The organism is Sporomusa sp. GT1 (genome assembly GCF_014634905.1).
Classification (GTDB): domain Bacteria; phylum Bacillota; class Negativicutes; order Sporomusales; family Sporomusaceae; genus Sporomusa; species Sporomusa sphaeroides.
Genome location: NZ_BMBX01000003.1, coordinates 1 through 15,764, shown reverse-complemented (window position 1 = coordinate 15,764; position 15,764 = coordinate 1). Strand labels below are relative to the sequence as shown.

General features: G+C 42.8%; 17 protein-coding genes. 5 read left to right on the top strand and 12 right to left on the bottom strand.

The genetic code is table 11. The annotated features are described in order from the left end of the window. Positions 1 to 81: 81 nt before the first annotated feature. From GT1_RS05635 to GT1_RS05605, 7 genes are all read right to left on the bottom strand, one after another. Positions 82 to 1,329, bottom strand: coding sequence for a pyridoxal phosphate-dependent aminotransferase (locus tag GT1_RS05635; protein ID WP_075758209.1), 1,248 nt, complete (start codon positions 1,327 to 1,329; stop codon positions 82 to 84). A gap of 66 nt (positions 1,330 to 1,395) precedes the next feature. Then, positions 1,396 to 2,688, bottom strand: coding sequence for an asparagine--tRNA ligase (gene asnS / locus GT1_RS05630; protein WP_188397928.1), 1,293 nt, complete (start codon positions 2,686 to 2,688; stop codon positions 1,396 to 1,398). Between the two features lie 277 nt (positions 2,689 to 2,965). Continuing rightward, the gene (locus GT1_RS05625) at positions 2,966 to 3,226 is read right to left on the bottom strand and encodes an alpha/beta-type small acid-soluble spore protein (RefSeq protein WP_075758207.1); all 261 of its coding nucleotides are present in this window, start codon (positions 3,224 to 3,226) and stop codon (positions 2,966 to 2,968) included. 156 nt (positions 3,227 to 3,382) lie between these two features. Further along, on the bottom strand, positions 3,383 to 4,603 hold the full coding sequence (locus tag GT1_RS05620) for an aspartate kinase (protein WP_075758206.1): 1,221 nt from the start codon (positions 4,601 to 4,603) through the stop codon (positions 3,383 to 3,385). A 187-nt stretch (positions 4,604 to 4,790) separates the two neighbouring features. Continuing rightward, the gene (locus GT1_RS05615; protein WP_188397927.1) at positions 4,791 to 5,186 is read right to left on the bottom strand and encodes a class II SORL domain-containing protein; all 396 of its coding nucleotides are present in this window, start codon (positions 5,184 to 5,186) and stop codon (positions 4,791 to 4,793) included. A 126-nt stretch (positions 5,187 to 5,312) separates the two neighbouring features. After that, positions 5,313 to 6,428: a hypothetical protein gene (locus GT1_RS05610; protein WP_188397926.1), complete on the bottom strand. Its 1,116-nt coding sequence runs from the start codon at positions 6,426 to 6,428 to the stop codon at positions 5,313 to 5,315. Positions 6,429 to 6,440: 12 nt separating this feature from the next. Next, positions 6,441 to 6,683 (bottom strand): hypothetical protein, encoded by a 243-nt coding sequence (locus tag GT1_RS05605; RefSeq protein WP_223226076.1) that lies wholly within the window; start codon positions 6,681 to 6,683, stop codon positions 6,441 to 6,443. 247 nt (positions 6,684 to 6,930) lie between these two features. Between GT1_RS05605 and GT1_RS05600 the strand changes: the two genes are divergently transcribed. The 5 genes from GT1_RS05600 (at position 6,931) to GT1_RS22500 (ending at position 10,032) form a co-directional block, all read left to right on the top strand. Next, positions 6,931 to 7,278, top strand: a complete 348-nt coding sequence (locus GT1_RS05600; protein WP_075758202.1) for a hypothetical protein — start codon at positions 6,931 to 6,933, stop codon at positions 7,276 to 7,278. A 37-nt stretch (positions 7,279 to 7,315) separates the two neighbouring features. Next, the gene (locus GT1_RS05595) at positions 7,316 to 7,783 is read left to right on the top strand and encodes a hypothetical protein (RefSeq protein ID WP_075758201.1); all 468 of its coding nucleotides are present in this window, start codon (positions 7,316 to 7,318) and stop codon (positions 7,781 to 7,783) included. A 171-nt stretch (positions 7,784 to 7,954) separates the two neighbouring features. Then, a complete protein-coding gene (locus tag GT1_RS05590; protein ID WP_188397925.1) occupies positions 7,955 to 8,827 on the top strand; it encodes an RluA family pseudouridine synthase in 873 nt (290 codons plus the stop codon). A gap of 76 nt (positions 8,828 to 8,903) precedes the next feature. Beyond that, entirely contained in the window at positions 8,904 to 9,833 is a 930-nt protein-coding gene (gene fba, locus GT1_RS05585) for a class II fructose-1,6-bisphosphate aldolase (RefSeq protein ID WP_075758199.1), read from the top strand. Positions 9,834 to 9,900: 67 nt separating this feature from the next. After that, positions 9,901 to 10,032 (top strand): hypothetical protein, encoded by a 132-nt coding sequence (locus GT1_RS22500; protein ID WP_255430409.1) that lies wholly within the window; start codon positions 9,901 to 9,903, stop codon positions 10,030 to 10,032. Positions 10,033 to 10,117: 85 nt separating this feature from the next. Here GT1_RS22500 and GT1_RS05580 read toward each other — a convergent pair whose 3' ends face one another. From GT1_RS05580 to GT1_RS05560, 5 genes are all read right to left on the bottom strand, one after another. Continuing rightward, positions 10,118 to 11,179: an SIR2 family protein gene (locus GT1_RS05580; protein WP_223226075.1), complete on the bottom strand. Its 1,062-nt coding sequence runs from the start codon at positions 11,177 to 11,179 to the stop codon at positions 10,118 to 10,120. 244 nt (positions 11,180 to 11,423) lie between these two features. Then, complete coding sequence (locus tag GT1_RS05575; protein WP_188397924.1) at positions 11,424 to 12,872, bottom strand: IS1182 family transposase; 1,449 nt, start codon at positions 12,870 to 12,872, stop codon at positions 11,424 to 11,426. A 105-nt stretch (positions 12,873 to 12,977) separates the two neighbouring features. Continuing rightward, on the bottom strand, positions 12,978 to 13,784 hold the full coding sequence (locus GT1_RS05570; protein ID WP_255430408.1) for an IS3 family transposase: 807 nt from the start codon (positions 13,782 to 13,784) through the stop codon (positions 12,978 to 12,980). Between the two features lie 35 nt (positions 13,785 to 13,819). Then, complete coding sequence (locus GT1_RS05565) at positions 13,820 to 14,143, bottom strand: transposase (RefSeq protein WP_188397923.1); 324 nt, start codon at positions 14,141 to 14,143, stop codon at positions 13,820 to 13,822. Between the two features lie 164 nt (positions 14,144 to 14,307). Further along, on the bottom strand, positions 14,308 to 15,495 hold the full coding sequence (locus GT1_RS05560) for a coenzyme F420-0:L-glutamate ligase (RefSeq protein ID WP_075758198.1): 1,188 nt from the start codon (positions 15,493 to 15,495) through the stop codon (positions 14,308 to 14,310). Positions 15,496 to 15,764: the final 269 nt, after the last annotated feature.

The following is a 15,764-nucleotide window of genomic DNA, read 5'->3' as shown; positions in this document are numbered from 1 at the left end:
TTTTATGTAATAAGAGGTGACCTGGTGAAAAAAAAAGATTGCTGCGCTAACGCGAAGCAATCTTGCTTTTGGTTTTAGGTGTTACTTTTCAACCACTGCCATGGCCTGAGCCATTTTAGCAGCCATGCCGGTAATTTTGGCAGATGGTACAGCGCATACGGCTACGCGAACACCTTTAGCCAGTGGTACGGCAAAAATGTGATCCTCATGCAATTTATCACATACCGCTTCAGGATTATTGGAAGGAATAGTCAGGAAGAAACCTGCGATATAGGGCAGCATATGAAGGTTAGCGGCTTTAGCCTCACGGACAAAAATTTCCGAACGTTCACGAATCATTGCATAATATTCGCTGCGCTCTTTCTCCACCTGAGCTAGAATGGCCTTATCGTTGTAAATAGTGGATAACAGGCGCATGCAGCCGCGGTTGATATTAGACCAGGTCGCCCGACTGGTGAATTGGTTAATATCAGCAAATTCCTTGATTACATCTTTGCTTTGAGAAATGCCAATCATGGCTCCGGTACGCTGACCATACATCGTATAGCCTTTAGACATGCTGAAGGCTAAAATAACGAGAATATTATCAGGAAGGTTACTGAATTTTTTCATGAAGGCACGGCATTCGTTTTTTTCACCCGCATAGTCAAGATATGCAATATCCACCAAAAGGACAAGCCGTTTTGATTGATCTTTTGCTGCCGCCTTGGCTACCTCCAATACGCCGTCCCATTCGTTATCTGCCAAACTGTAACCGGTCGGATTATGAGCCGGAGTATTGATTATGGTCACCAAATTGTTTTGTTTGGCTAAGAGTTCGGTAACTTTGCTTTCAAATGACTTAATATTAAAGTTTTGGTTCTCGTCAAACAGGGTGTATGTATCCAGCTTGCGCAGCGCATCTTCACACAATACTTTGTATGGGCCCCAATACCAGTCAGAAGTAAGCAAAGTATCACCAAGCTCGGTATAGTTGGCAATTGTATGATGAAGTACGCCCGAACCGCCGGAAGTGGCTACCGCCTCGGTGTAAGCATCAGGACGGTTATCGGCAAAGGCTAACGCTGTTGCTGCATCCAAAAACTCAGGCAGGCCGGCAATAGGCGCATAGTTGATTACTTCAGTTATTGGCAGGCTACGGTATACTTTTTCCACAGTAGGCAGACAAACCAATGCCTCATTGTCATCTAAAATTGCACCAATAGTGGCATTTACCACCATTGCTTTGCCATATTGGGCAACATCCTTATTAGCGGCAGCGGCCGCTCCGAAAATTTTGTCTGTAGCAAATTTACCTCTCGCATGTGTTGCGGCAATACTTACTGTCATATTATCTCCCCCTATATATACTTTGTTTTTAAATTATCCTCTGTTTTTTATTGTTTAGCTGCAGTCTCACGGATACATTTTATGAAGCATGCGCGGGAAAGGTATCGTCTCGCGTATGTGCTCCAAACCACACAGCCAAGCTACCGTGCGTTCAAGCCCCAAACCAAAGCCGGAATGTGGCACAGTGCCAAACCGGCGCAAGTCCAGATACCACTCAAATGCAGTTTGGGGCAGTTTGTGCTCCGCAATACGCTGCTCCAATAATGCCAAATCATCAATGCGCTGACCGCCGCCAATGATTTCTCCATAGCCTTCAGGGGCCAGGAGATCGGCGCCTAAAACCACTTGGTGATTATCAGGATCGGGTTTCATATAGAAAGCTTTAATTGCTGCCGGATAACGATGTACAAATACCGGTGCGTTAAAGTGGTTGGAAATAATGGTCTCATGCGGTGCACCAAAATCATCGCCCCAGGTAAACTCTTCACCCGCCTGCTTTAACAGCTCCACAGCCTCAGTGTAGCTAATGCGCGGGAACGGCGGTTTGATAGCTTTCAGCTTTTCTATATCGCGTTCTAAGGTTTTCAGCTCATTTTGACATTTGTTAAGGACACGCTGGACAACATAACAAATCATTTCTTCCTGGAGCTCTATGTTGGCATCCAGGTCGAAATAAGCCATTTCTGCCTCAATCATCCAAAACTCCAGCAAATGCCGGCGGGTTTTGGATTTTTCCGCCCGGAAAGTGGGACCAAAACAATATATGCGTCCCAAAGCCATGGCGTTTGCTTCATTATAAAGCTGACCGCTTTGTGATAAATAGCCTTTTTCACCATGATAGTCAATCTCAAACAAGTTGGTCGTGCCTTCACAAGCCGCCGGCGTAATAATCGGCGCGTCGGCCAGGACAAAGTCACGCTCATAAAAAAAGTTTCTCAGTGCATGTTCAATTTCTGAGCGGATACGTAATACGGCAGCCTGGCGTGGCGTACGAATCCACAAATGGCGGTGTTCAGCCAGAAAATCCACTCCATGCTCTTTATGGGTAATAGGATAGTCCTCAGCAATGCTGACTATCTCCAGACCGGTGACTTGCATTTCGTAACCGCCCACCGAACGCGGCTCCTCGCGGATAATTCCCGTTAATTTGACAGCACTTTCCTGAGTAAGTTTTTTGGCTTCGCCAAAAAGCGTTTCACCCACTTCCTGCTTAACGGCAACTCCCTGCATCAGTCCAGAACCATCCCGGAGAATAACAAAAGTAATTTTTCCGGAAGAGCGCTGATTGTACACCCAGCCCTGCACAGTTACTTGTTCACCGACATGGCTGGATAAATGTTTTATTAATGCCGTTTTCACACAATGCACTCCTTCTTCAAATAGGCCCAAATAAAATTCAAAACGTACGGATTTAAACCTATTATATACTTATTCTGGTTATACCATTATATTTCCTGTTTAAAATTTGGCAAAAAAGAGTTTTTTTATAAAGAAAACACGGCTTACACCGAGCCTTTGGCGGGCCGAATTGCTATGCCATCCAGGCGCGTCGCAGCGGAAGTCGCTGTTGCCTTTATCCTGCTTTTAAGAAAGTTATGCTTTCTGTTAGGAAGAGAAAAAGCAGGCTTATGCCTGCTTAAGGTTTTTGGTTGACGTCATGTGCAGCTGTGGCAGTCCCATTAGTAGCCTGTACACTTCCTTGTCCAAATTGAGTTTCGCGGCTTTGAATCATCTTGCGAACCATATGTCCCCCTACCCGGCCGTTATCGGCCGAAGTCAGAGCGCCTTTGTAGGTGTTTTTGTAGTCTTTAAGACCAAGCTCGGCAGCCGTTTCTTCCTTTAGACGGTCTAGGCCATTTTGCGCTGCAGGGTTCACTGGTTTTCTCGTCCTTGACATTACGCAAAACCTCCATTTGTTTTTATTTTTGGTGCCTGTTTATAGGTTGGCCTGTATTACACAATCGATACATTGTAATTTTTGTATCAGAAGCGCTTGAATAAAAACAAGCACCAGCCTCTTGCCGGAGGCTGGTGCTTTCATTACTTTGCAGTGTTATGCGGGAAAGAAGCGGGCATGAATAGCATTAACGGCTTGTTTGGCTTTGTCCTCTTCAATCAAACAGGATATGCTGATTTCAGAAGTGCTGATAACCGCGATATTGATACCGGCATCAGCCAATGCGCCAAAGGTAGCGGCAGCAATACCGGGGTTGCCTAACATGCCGGCGCCGACTACCGACACTTTAGCTACATTTTCATCAATGAGTAGACCGCTGAATTCCATTTCTTCAGCAAGCTTCTCTAAAATAAGCCTGGCCTGGGAAACATCTCCCTGAGCAATCGTGAACACCATGTCGATTATGTGTTTGTCCATAACGCGTACGCTTTGTACTATCATATCCACATCAACATTGGCATCAGCCAGAGTAGAGAATATTTTATAGGCGATTCCTGGCCGGTCGGGAACTCCTAATACGGCAATTTTAGCCACATTGGTGTCATGGGTTACGCCACGAATTACAAACTCTTTTTCTTCCATCGTATATTCCTCCCTGATAAATGTGCCTGATTCATTTGTAAAGGTGGAACGAACATGAATTGGCATGCCATAGTGCTTACCCAATTCCACTGAACGCGGATGCATTACACCGGCACCTAGACGAGCCATTTCAAGCATTTCGTTATGTGTAATCTCCTTCATCCGTCTGGCAGTCGGAACAATCCGGGGATCGGTAGAATAAATGCCATCCACATCAGTGTAAATTTCGCAATGGTCAGCTTTTAATCCTGCGGCCACTGCCACGGCGGTAGTATCAGAACCACCCCGTCCTAATGTGGTAATATCCCCGGCTTTTGTCAAACCTTGAAAACCCGCAATCACTACAATCTTGCCGGCATTAAGTTCAGTAACTACCTTTGCAGGATCAATGCCGGTAATCCTGGCCTTGTTAAAAACCTCATTGGTGGTTATGCCGGCTTGAAAACCGGTCATGGACACGGCCGCATGTCCTAATTTGGTAAATGCCATGGCTAAAAGTGCAATAGATACTTGCTCGCCTGTTGCCAGCAGCATATCCATTTCTCTGGCAACAGGTTGATCTGTAACTGCCTTAGCCAAACTTATCAAGTCATCGGTAGTATCTCCCATTGCTGACACAACAACAACAATTTTATCGTCAGGCTTTTTTTCCTGCAATACCCGCCTGGCAACTGCCATAATTTTTTCTGGTGTAGCTACTGAGCTTCCGCCAAATTTTTTTACAATTAGTGCCATGCCTATCCCCCTTTATTATACAGCATGTAATTCAGCATGGCAGTTTATATTCTCCATACAAACACAATATCCTTCTACCTGTGGACAAAAATAACAAGAAATTAAATAATTGAACACTCCGGCAAAATCAAAATAAAATAAAGAAAAGTCAGGAGTCACCCTCTCTGACCTTTCAAAAAATCATATACTATTCTTCCACAGAAATGGCCTTGGACCCTTCCCATAAACCATGAATATTACAGTAGGCTTCAGCAACAAATGTACCGGAAACATTTAATTTAACAACAGCCTTACCAAACGGTTCGGTATAAACGGGTCCTTTGTTGGCGCCCTCCACCGATTCACCGTGAGCGGCAAATTCGAAAGCTGCCACTTCATAGGCAAATTTGCCGTTATCAGGTTTAAAGTAAAGCTTTATCCAGCGAATATGGTGCTCTGTTGTGTTAGGATGAGCAATTTCTTTGCCTACACAAACTTCTACAGTAACTTTTTCCCCAGCTTTTGCTTGGGCTGGCGCATCGATTACCGGCACATGTTTTTCAGCTTTCCAATCAGCACTTTGTACTAAATCAGCAATTTTCATCAGATATTTCCCTCCAGATTATTTTATTTTTTACTTAATAATAATTATTATTAAGTAAAAATTTAAATTCCTGTTACTTTCAATACATAGTGAAAATTTTTCTTTCCGCTATAGTATCCGGGATTATTATTTAAATATTCGCACCTTCAAACTTTTCAGTTGCTGCTTGTCGACCCCTTCCCATTCAGGCGGATACAACATATCTATAGGATAGAGCGCTAACGAAGTATCACATTCGTATACGGCATCAAATGCTTGTATGGCAGCAATGGCATTAGCTGCCCGGTTGATGCAGTCAATCTTATCTCGGTGAATTTTTACAGCAATTACACAATCATCACTAAATTCGTTTTTAACAATGCCGGCAGCATATACCTCTTGAAAGGAGGGTATATGGGCCAAAATTGTCGATGCAATCTGTAAGATAATGGCCGCACTAAGTTCAAAATATTGTTTGTTAAACACCCGGGTATCTTTATCCTGATACTGAAGACGGCCTGTCGGTAAAATCTCGCAAAGTTGTTTGGGAATAACGCCTTTGGTTGGCAGGTATACCTTCGCCAGCGGAATATTCCTGTAAAAATCAATCTCAACTTCAACAACTACCGGCAGTTTTACTTGGTTGAGCACCTCGTCCACCCGGGAGCGAACGGCAGCAGCTTCCCCGGCCATCAATTGGTTGATGAGCGTGATTCGTGACTCCTCTTTTTCTTCATATTGACGTCTGGCTTCTTCGTAAGCCAGACGTTCCTGGGCATTGCGCCCGCCGATTTCTTCCATAGCCTCAAGTTTGGCCTTCTTTATAGCCTCTTCCCTGTCCTTTATAGTAAAATGCAGAGATACTGCGACCGCAACTCCAAACGCAGCCGTGATTAAAAGAGTCATAGGGCTAAAAAGTATTGCCAATACACCGACCAAACAGACAATGGCCGCGATTCTGGCAGCAACAGGGTAAACATATTTACCTTCCATATTACTTGCAGCTTTGTCGACTAGATAACTATAATCAGTTAACTTCAGCTCGGGAAAAGGCTCAGTCACCAGTAACGATTCAAAATCCACCGGGCTATAGGTAACTTTGCTGACAGCGGCTAACTTAAGCTCATAGTCCTGATGCTGAACAAACTCTTTACGCCAGCGTTCAAATTGCTCTTCACCCTTGAAATACCTGACTTCAGCTCGTTCGTTAGGTTTATTATCCCGTCGTACCCGGGCTGACTTTTTATCAGGATTAGAAGACATAAAAAATCCTCCTTACTTTCGAATAGTTATTCTAACAGTTTTGCGTGCTACAACATAACAAAAAGCCAGTACTCCGCCTAAGGTAAAGAAAAAGGCGACCGGCTTTGTCATCATAAGCTCTGAACTGCCGATAAGACTGAATAACAGTGCTGCCATATAGGCTAAAAATAGTTCGCCATATCGCGGACTACTCGCGCGCGGCGCAATAATCACCCATACTAAAAAACCCATGAGAATAATATTACTATTTTTCATAAACTCCATTGAGCCAAGATTCACCTACTTATATTTAAAGATAGCTTATATATTCGTCACATACCGCTTTTTTCCTGCCTGTTTTCATCGCCAGCCACTAGTACTAGAGTCCTAATTATAATTCAACTCTTAAATTGTTGACGGCTGTAACATTATGTTTTTGAACTTCATATGCTGAAGTAGAAAGAGAATATATAAAAATCATCATTATTTTTCTTAAGGTAAATAAAGGAGGTCATTGATATTTATGGAAACCAGATATCCTCATTGGTATGGTCCGGAAGCCGGAATGTGTTGTGATTATCCGGATAAAGACATGATGTGCTGTGATGACCAATTCATGGAAGACCCTATGGCGTATAAAATGCAGCGGGATAACTTCAAAGACCGCCTGCTCTGCTTTTTAGGCGATGAAGTTCTCCTCGGCACCGACGCTATGATTGACCGTAAAGGTTCCACATTCTGCGGCACCATTTGCTATGTAGGCTGCGATTACATCATAGTTAACAGTAGCTTTTGCCGGCGCTCCATTTCACTGCATGTACCAATCAAGATGATTCGCTTTATCGCTCCCTTCAAAGGCGGTCGCAGATAAACTTCGTTAATGCCTTGGCAGAGGAGCTGATGTCCCGATGAAGAAAATATTCAGCCGTCGGCCGTTAGCCGTTGACCCGGCGCACATGATACTATTACATCAGGAAGCTATTGAGCAGCTTGAGCTTATGTATACAGCCGTAGAGGCGTCAGAACATGCCAGCGACGGCATGCGCGATACACTTATCACTATGGCCGAAAACCATTGGGAAGGCTATTTGGACACTTTACACATGATATGTATGCATGACGATAATTTGGCAGCCATAACGAAAAAATACAGTTTTAAAATGCGCGACAACGAGCAGGCAGACACTGAGCGGCAATTTTTGGGCAGTCGCCTATTGCTTCTGGCACTCCTCTTAGGGCTTATCCGGCGGCATCGCCGGTTTACCTACTACTATGGGCTAAGAGCAAATCCAATGGGCGATTATATTAAAGAATCCATAGCAACAGAGCGCGAGCACATAGCCATGATGATAAGCATGGTGCAAAATATGTTCTGAGACTTTCATGTTTGCAGGGAGGCGGCTTGCCTCCTATATTTTTTATGCATAAGAAAACACAGCTTGCCAAACTTAGCGCAAGCTGTGTTTTCTTGCTTTTAGAGGATTTTTATTCTAGTATTGCGAATAATAGGCTATACTTAATATATATTCAGCATCCCAGGAGTGACTATGCCTGATTTTACTGTCCCACTAACCTGTTCTGCCCTGCCGCTAAAGGATTTTTTACGGCGGCAGGCCGGACTCTCGCTAACATTATGGCGTAAGATAAAAACAAATGGAACCCTTGCCATTAACGGCCAGCCAGCGGCAGTCTCCGACACGGTTTATCCCGGAGACACCATTACTGTCACTTGGCCGGAAACCTCGTCCATTATTGCCGAAAACCTGCCGCTTTCAATTATCTATGAGGATGAATGGCTGCTGGCAGCTAATAAACCGGCAGGCATGCTGGTACATCCGGCAACCGGAGAGCGTTCCGGTACATTAGGCAATGCAATTATGCATTACTATAGCCTGCAGCACTACTCCTGCGGCTTCCACCCTGTCAACCGCCTTGACCGTAATACCTCAGGCCTGATACTTATTGCCAAGCGTCCCGATATTCAGCACTGTCTTAATCAAAATCAACAATATATCGTTAAACAGTACCTGGCGGTCGCTACCGGCATTCCGACTCCTGCCTGCGGAGTAATTGATGCCCCGATTGGCCGTAAAACTGACAGTATTATTGAACGAGAGGTTCGTCCCGACGGTCAGCACGCCCTTACCCGTTATCGCGTTCTGGAAAACTTCAAACATGCCAGTTTGCTTGAAATCCTGCTGGAAACAGGACGCACCCACCAGATACGGGTTCACCTGCAGTATATCGGCTGTCCGCTGCAGGGAGATGACCTCTACGGTGGTCCTGTTGATCAGATTAATCGCCAGGCTCTGCATGCAGCCAGGCTGATTCTGCCACATCCGGTTACCAAACAGCAGCTTGACTTGACTAGTTCTTTGCCGGATGATCTAATTAATCTTATCAGCAAACTTGGGAAATAATATCTAAATATGCTATAATGTATTTGAAATATGCTATAATATATCTGGTTCTTAGGAAAACATAGGAGGGATTTCCATGCCATTAGTAACTTCACAGGAGATGTTCAAAAAGGCTTATGCAGGCCAATATGCTGTTGGCGCATTTAACGTCAATAACATGGAAATTATTCAGGGCATTGTTGAGGCCGCCAAGGAAGAGCAGGCACCGCTCATCCTTCAGGTATCTGCCGGCGCTCGTAAATATGCCAAACACATCTATTTAATTAAACTGGTCGAGGCGGCCCTGGAAGATTCTAACCTGCCGATCTGTTTGCATCTGGATCATGGCGAGGATTTTGAAATCTGCAAATCTTGCATTGACGGCGGCTTCAGTTCAGTTATGATAGACGGCTCCAAACTCCCGTTTGAAGAAAATATTGCACTTACTAAAAAAGTTGTAGACTATGCCCATGAGCGCGGTGTTGTCGTTGAAGCCGAGCTTGGTCGTCTTGCCGGTATCGAGGACGCCGTTAATGTCAGTGCCAAAGATGCTACATATACCGACCCTGATCAAGCCGTAGAGTTTGTGGAGCGTACAGGAGTAGATTCCCTGGCAATTGCTATCGGCACCAGTCATGGCGCTTATAAATTTAAAGGTGAATGCAAACTTGATTTTGACCGTCTTGAAACCATTTCCAAACTGTTGCCCAACTTCCCGCTGGTATTGCATGGTGCTTCTACTGTACTACCTGAGTTTGTGGATAAATGCAACCAATTTGGCGGCCAAATCAAAGGCGCCCAAGGCGTTCCCGAAGATATGCTGCTCAGAGCTGGTAAAATGGGTGTCTGCAAGATTAATATTGATACCGACCTCCGTCTGGCTATGACTGCTTCTGTCAGAGAACATTTTGCCAATAATCCATCTGACTTTGACCCCCGGCAATATCTGAAACCAGCCCGCGAAGCCATTAAAGGCATGGTCAAACATAAAATCCGCAATGTTCTAAACTGCAGCGGCCGCTTGTAGATTCCGGCATATAAATTCTATAATTGGCAAAATTAATAGTAAGCCGATTATAGAAAGGAGTCCTACAATGCACGCTGACAAAATCAACTTTGCGACTTTGTCTACAGAAGAACTGGATACTATCAAAAAGTTCGAAAAAGACTTTACCAGTAAGCACGGCAACCATATTCTTTTATTAGCCTTTAACCAAGCAAAATAAAGAAAAATCCTGCTCTGTTGGGATAAACAAATAGCCGCCAAATTGGCGGCTATTTGTTTATCTTCCTGTCGGCAACCAGATAACTTTATATAAAGGTCTCCGGTTGCCGGCAAAATTCTTCGAAGGTTTTTTTAGCGAAATGGACATGGGTACCCAAAAACCTCTTATAGCGTTCTTCTTCCTCCAGCCTCCTTGCTGCTTTCCTGCAAGGATAATTGTTAATTACCGTTATCTTCAGCCTGCCGGCACGGTTGGTTTGAATCCGTTTTAACAGATATTTAACATGCATATCTGCATCTGGAAATGAATAACCGCAAAAAATAAGGTGTCCAATATCCCTTAGGGTTGTTTCGGTTTTGTGCCAAACCATAGTTAAAAAACTATTAGACATATCTTTGAAAAATGTAGGCGGCACAATGACAGGAGTTTCCATTGATTGACAACGTCTGCACCGTACCTGCGCAGGGTCTGTTAACCAGTTAAAGACCCCCTGCTGACACTTGATTAACCGCAATGAACTGCAAGTTGGACAATAAAACCAGTTAAGCGACCCATGCACCTTATAGAGCTGAACAATGAGCTTGTTATTATCCGGAGAATAAGCCGGACTTGCATAATTGGTAAAGTCTACTCCATAATCTAAAGCAATGTCATCCCTGGAAGCTAAAGCCTGATCAATCAAAATATCATAATTGGTCGATAGGAACACCATATCGGTCAGAAGCCCATTGGAACTCAGACTTTCCGCCAAAGCGCGATGGAGCCCTTTCACGACAGACGTTTTATCTTCAAGTACCTCAGCCATTAACAACACCAGATACTGCCTGATAAAGCCAATCCGATTACAGCTTTGTGCAAGGTTCTCCAAATCAAAATCCATAAACGACTGTCGTTTACGAACAGCCAAATCTAACAGGCCAATAGCTTCTTCAAAGGTTGGAAACTGAATAGCATCCAAATCATCATGAAGCACATCAATAAAAAACATTTCTTTAAAATACGAGCTAAGTTCACTCACGCGCTTGCAGTCACTATAATTACTTTCAGCACGAAGACTTTTGAAATATTTTTTAAATAACAGATTTTGTACAGGTGCGCCTTCGGCTGCCGAGGCACCCCCACCTAAAAAAATTGCTGTCTTTATCATACAAAATTTTATTCTCTCCGCCAAACACAAAAATATACAAAAATATGATGATAATGAGAGTATCAAGAAAGATAATCATTGACTAAAAGAAAAAAGGCCGTGTTAAGCACAGAGGCCGCTGAAGAACTTGTAGCTTTGGCGGAACGAATCTAAAGAGTACGAAAACCAGAAGACGACCTTGTTCCCCACTCGGGATAAGGTCGTCTTTTGCTATGGGGGAAGACTTTTTATGACGTATCTCTTACTATATCAATTTCAATATCCTCTTTATATTCACAGCAAAGATCGCCATCGCCCCTTGTAACTCCATGCCAACAAGACCCGAATATGACGCCACGTCATACCCGTGCCGGTGTTTGAGTTCGCTGTTCTTTGCTTCAATCTTGTAGCGTTCCTTCGTCTTTTCCTTAAAGTACTCGCTATCTTGGAAGGCTATTTGTTCGGTGTGCTCACCAGATTTGATACTCACTGAGTACGTTTTACTTTTTGCTCCCTCTTTGTAGCACCCTTCTTTGAAAGGGCATTGCTTGCAAAGCCCAATATCGAAATAGTACGTATCAACTTGGTTTGTACCAACGCCTTTCTTGCCTTGCCGCGCTTTACGGATTGCCATCTGGCCAGCCCTGCACACATACATACCCGCATCCTTATTGAATTGGAATTCGTCTTCTTTCTTCCGGTTCCCTTGCGTTATGAGGGGATTGAGCTTGGATATGAGTTCAATGGTATTATCCTTGGTGTACGTTATGTTATCTTTTTCAGAGTATGCCGTATCTCCGATGACCGTTTTGACTTCCATACCGGCTGCCTTGCTTTTTTTTATAAGCTCTTGTAGTTGCTTGCCGTCATTTTTTTCTCCCGTCGTGACAACGGCTGCCGTAATAATTCGTTCCTCGGTCATGGCAAGATGCGTTTTATATCCAAAAAATGAGGTATCTGCACTCTTATGACCAACTTTTGCATCCTTGTCTTCTGAGAGTTGCAACTGCTTAAGGTCTTCGGTTACCGTTTCTTTGAGCAGGTTGAGAGGTTCTTTTATTTTTGGAAGCTCACAAACACCGCATTCCGATTCAATAACATCAAGTAGGTTTTGGCAGTAGGCAATTTCCTCTTCGAGCATACCGCTAGTGTTTTTCGTCGGGAACTTCGCTTTCAAAGATTCGTCGACTTTGTAGACGGCTTTTCTCAGTTTTCGGGAACGGCTCTGTAAGATTTCTATAGGGGATTTCTGATTATAACGGGCTTCTGTATGGGTTGCATCAACAATGATTGATTTACTCTTGATAATTCCCTTTTCGATTGCGATTTCAACAGTTTTGTGTATGAGCATATCAAGCAAATTCATATCCTTTAACCGCATCTTCCGGAATTTTGTTAGAGAACTTGGATCAATCACTTGATCTTCTGGTGCCATCTGGAGAAAATATTTGAAGGACATATCGTATTTGGACCGTTCGACGATGTCAATGTCAGACAGCTCGAAGATCACTTTGAGCAGCAAATATTTAAACATCCGAATCGGGTCAATCGCATTTCTGCCGTTATCCAGACAATAGCGCTCTTTCAATTCATCATATACAAAGGTGAAATCGACAAGCTCATTGATTTGCCGCAGCATATTATCCTTGGGAATAATCAAGTCATATAGTTCTATATAGGGACTTAATACCAGGGATTGTTGTTGTTGAATCATGTGACTCACCTGCTTTCTTTCATACCTTAATTATACAGGAAAAAAGGTACAGCCTCCTCTGTTTCTTTTAGTCTGAACCCACGAAGTGGGAACCCCTGAAAAAAGCTATGCCGTATGTAGCTGCTCTCGATATTTTATCGGGGGCAGCTTATTTAGTTTTAATTGTAATCGTTCATTGTTATAATAATAAATGTATTCTTCCACCATCTCAATGATTTGTTCGTTGGTAGCGTTGAAATCTTGAGAGTAGAAGGCCTCTGTCTTCAAATGTGAGAAGAATGACTCGATTAGAACATTATCATAGCATACTCCTACCTGGGACATGCTTTGGATAATGTTCTTCTTTTTTACAAACTCTTGAAACTTTGGAGATGTATATAATCCCCCTTGATCAGAATGAAGGATTACCTTATCTATACTTCGGCTTCGGATAGCCTGATTGACTGTTTCAAAAGCGAGCTCTAAATTAGGTGAATGGCTAATTACACTGCTGATTACCTCATTGTTGAAGCCATCAATAATAGCGGAAAGATATAACTTGGATTCGCCGAAGGGGATGGTAGAAACATCGGTATACCACTTTCTATTGGGCTCATCTGCTTTGAAATTTCGTTTGATTAGATCCGCCTTCTTGACGATCTCAGATGGCTTGAAGTGTACATATTTTTTGCGCCGAATTCGTGCTCGAAGATCATGCTCGGTCATAATGCGGCTCACCCGCTTATGATTAACTGTTAATTGATACTCATATCTTAAACACTCTGTAACTCTTCTATAGCCATAACGCCGCTTGTGTTTACTGCAAATTGCTTTTATTCGTTCGATCAGCTCATTCTCTTTAGTGTCATTCGGCTTGTTTCGCCAGCGATAGTAACTGCTTTTAGGGATCTCAAGAAAGGTCAGCAACTCCATAATGGAGTACTTACTCTTAAGCGACTCGACAATCTCTACGAGATGCCTTTTGGTGGTTTTCCTAAGATCCCATTTAACTTTCCCAGTACTTCGTTGTGCATTTCCAGCTGCTTAATTCTGAGTGTTAACCGTTCAACTTCTGATAACTCATCGATTCCCTTGTTATATGTGTATTGCTTTCCCAATGGTTGATGGAAACGATGAGTCTCACCTTGTCTATACCACTTCATCCAAGTTTCGATCTGTGTGTCATTCTTGATCCCTAAAACTTTCATAATTTCACATGTACTGTGACCAGCTAATTTCATATTCACAGCTTTCCATTTTACCTCAGGAGAATAATGGACCCTCTTTATCATAAAAATACACCTCTCATGTTGTATAGTTTTCCCATACGACATAAGAGGTGCTTTTTTCTCTTTTTCCCATACTAGGGGGTCAGACTACTTGAGGGACTATACCTTTTTTGTATCACAGGACTTTTTCAGCGGCCTCTTAAGCACACGGCACTTTTCTAACGTTACTATTCTGTCGCGTAATTATCAAAATACCCCTGTACCAGAACGACCGGTGTACCTTTGTCACCACTGCCGCTGGTTAAATCACACAAACTGCCCAATAAATCAGTATACTGCCTCGGCGTAGTACCCAAAGCTTCCTCTTTGCCACATAGATTAAGCGATTTATCCTTTATCTTATCTTTAATAGCCTGGGTCAGTGCTTCACTGGTAAGCGCTTTCATTTCATTATCGGCTACATATTTAATCTTAATTTCATTAGGAGTTCCGAACAAGCCGGAAGTATAGCCGGGAGAAACTACAGGATCGGCCAGTTCCCATATTTTGCCTTGGGGATCTTTAAAAGCACCGTCGCCATAAATCATTACTTCTACTTGTTTTCCCGTGCTTTGTTTAAAAGCCTTTTGTAATTCCCCGACAATTTCATTGCAGTTTCTCGGAAAAAGCTTCACTTTGTCTTCAGTTGCTTTGTTTGATCCTAATAATCCATAGTCAGCATTAAAGCCACTGCCATTTACTGAATGAGTCATTAAGTCGTCAAGTCCGTAAACAGTATCGGCTCCCGCCTTTTTGAGCATTCGTTTAGTTCTGTGTCTTTCATGAATATTGGCAACTAAAATTTCTTTCGTATAGTTTAAAGCTATTTTTGGATCATTAGTAAGATATATTTGAATATTTCCATTTACTGCAATATCTTTATAGAGTTGAACATAGTCAATACCAGTAAAGGGATGTGCAACATTATTACCGAACATTTGACGGTATTTTTCCTCAGTCAGCATATCGGTATATGGATTAATTCCCAAATCATCCATTAATTCAACATCAATTAAATGATTTCCCACTTCGTCAGAAGGATAATTGAGAAATAAGTGGATCTTTTTCCCACTCATGGCTATCCCTTTGAGAATCAAAGAAAATCGGTTTCTGCTTAAAATGGGAAATAAAACTGCTATATCACCTTTAAATTTACTATTAATATCATCGGCAATATCAGTAAGAGAAACGTAATTGCCCTGTGAGCGTGCTACCAATGATTCTGTAACACCTATAACGTCTCCGTCTTTAAGCTGATAGTTTTCCTCTTGTGAGGATTGTAAAACAGAGGATACCACTATATCAATGATGTTATCGCCCTCTTTAACAACCGGAGTCCTGATACCGCGTACTACAGTTCCTATTGTTCTCGCCAAAGTTATTCCTCCAATTGACTAATCGTCAAAAAATAGCACTATTGCGCAATAATATTATCACAATTAAGTAATAGTTGCAATGTAGAATAAAAATTATAAACTGACAAATTGTTAACTCAAGTCCATTTTCCGTTGGCAGCAGTGAAATAATTGCTATTTACATAGCTTTAGAAACTGTGCTTATTGGCATAAAAAGGGGCTGTCGCAGTAAGCCAGCCCCAAAACAAGAAAAAACGGCGACCAGCAGTAGCTGGAAGCCGTTTTTTTGT

Excerpts from the sequence above, each read along its gene's own strand:
- GT1_RS05580 (WP_223226075.1), bottom strand. The coding sequence starts at position 11,179 with ATGATAAAGACAGCAATTTTTTTAGGTGGGGGTGCCTCGGCAGCCGAA.
- GT1_RS05570 (WP_255430408.1), bottom strand. The coding sequence starts at position 13,784 with ATGGAGTTGCTGACCTTTCTTGAGATCCCTAAAAGCAGTTACTATCGC.
- GT1_RS22500 (WP_255430409.1), top strand. The coding sequence starts at position 9,901 with ATGCACGCTGACAAAATCAACTTTGCGACTTTGTCTACAGAAGAACTG.
- GT1_RS05615 (WP_188397927.1), bottom strand. The coding sequence starts at position 5,186 with ATGAAAATTGCTGATTTAGTACAAAGTGCTGATTGGAAAGCTGAAAAA.
- GT1_RS05635 (WP_075758209.1), bottom strand. The coding sequence starts at position 1,329 with ATGACAGTAAGTATTGCCGCAACACATGCGAGAGGTAAATTTGCTACA.
- GT1_RS05610 (WP_188397926.1), bottom strand. The coding sequence starts at position 6,428 with ATGTCTTCTAATCCTGATAAAAAGTCAGCCCGGGTACGACGGGATAAT.
- GT1_RS05605 (WP_223226076.1), bottom strand. The coding sequence starts at position 6,683 with ATGAAAAATAGTAATATTATTCTCATGGGTTTTTTAGTATGGGTGATT.
- GT1_RS05625 (WP_075758207.1), bottom strand. The coding sequence starts at position 3,226 with ATGTCAAGGACGAGAAAACCAGTGAACCCTGCAGCGCAAAATGGCCTA.
- GT1_RS05590 (WP_188397925.1), top strand. The coding sequence starts at position 7,955 with ATGCCTGATTTTACTGTCCCACTAACCTGTTCTGCCCTGCCGCTAAAG.
- GT1_RS05565 (WP_188397923.1), bottom strand. The coding sequence starts at position 14,143 with ATGATAAAGAGGGTCCATTATTCTCCTGAGGTAAAATGGAAAGCTGTG.
- fba (WP_075758199.1), top strand. The coding sequence starts at position 8,904 with ATGCCATTAGTAACTTCACAGGAGATGTTCAAAAAGGCTTATGCAGGC.
- GT1_RS05620 (WP_075758206.1), bottom strand. The coding sequence starts at position 4,603 with ATGGCACTAATTGTAAAAAAATTTGGCGGAAGCTCAGTAGCTACACCA.
- GT1_RS05595 (WP_075758201.1), top strand. The coding sequence starts at position 7,316 with ATGAAGAAAATATTCAGCCGTCGGCCGTTAGCCGTTGACCCGGCGCAC.
- GT1_RS05600 (WP_075758202.1), top strand. The coding sequence starts at position 6,931 with ATGGAAACCAGATATCCTCATTGGTATGGTCCGGAAGCCGGAATGTGT.
- GT1_RS05575 (WP_188397924.1), bottom strand. The coding sequence starts at position 12,872 with ATGATTCAACAACAACAATCCCTGGTATTAAGTCCCTATATAGAACTA.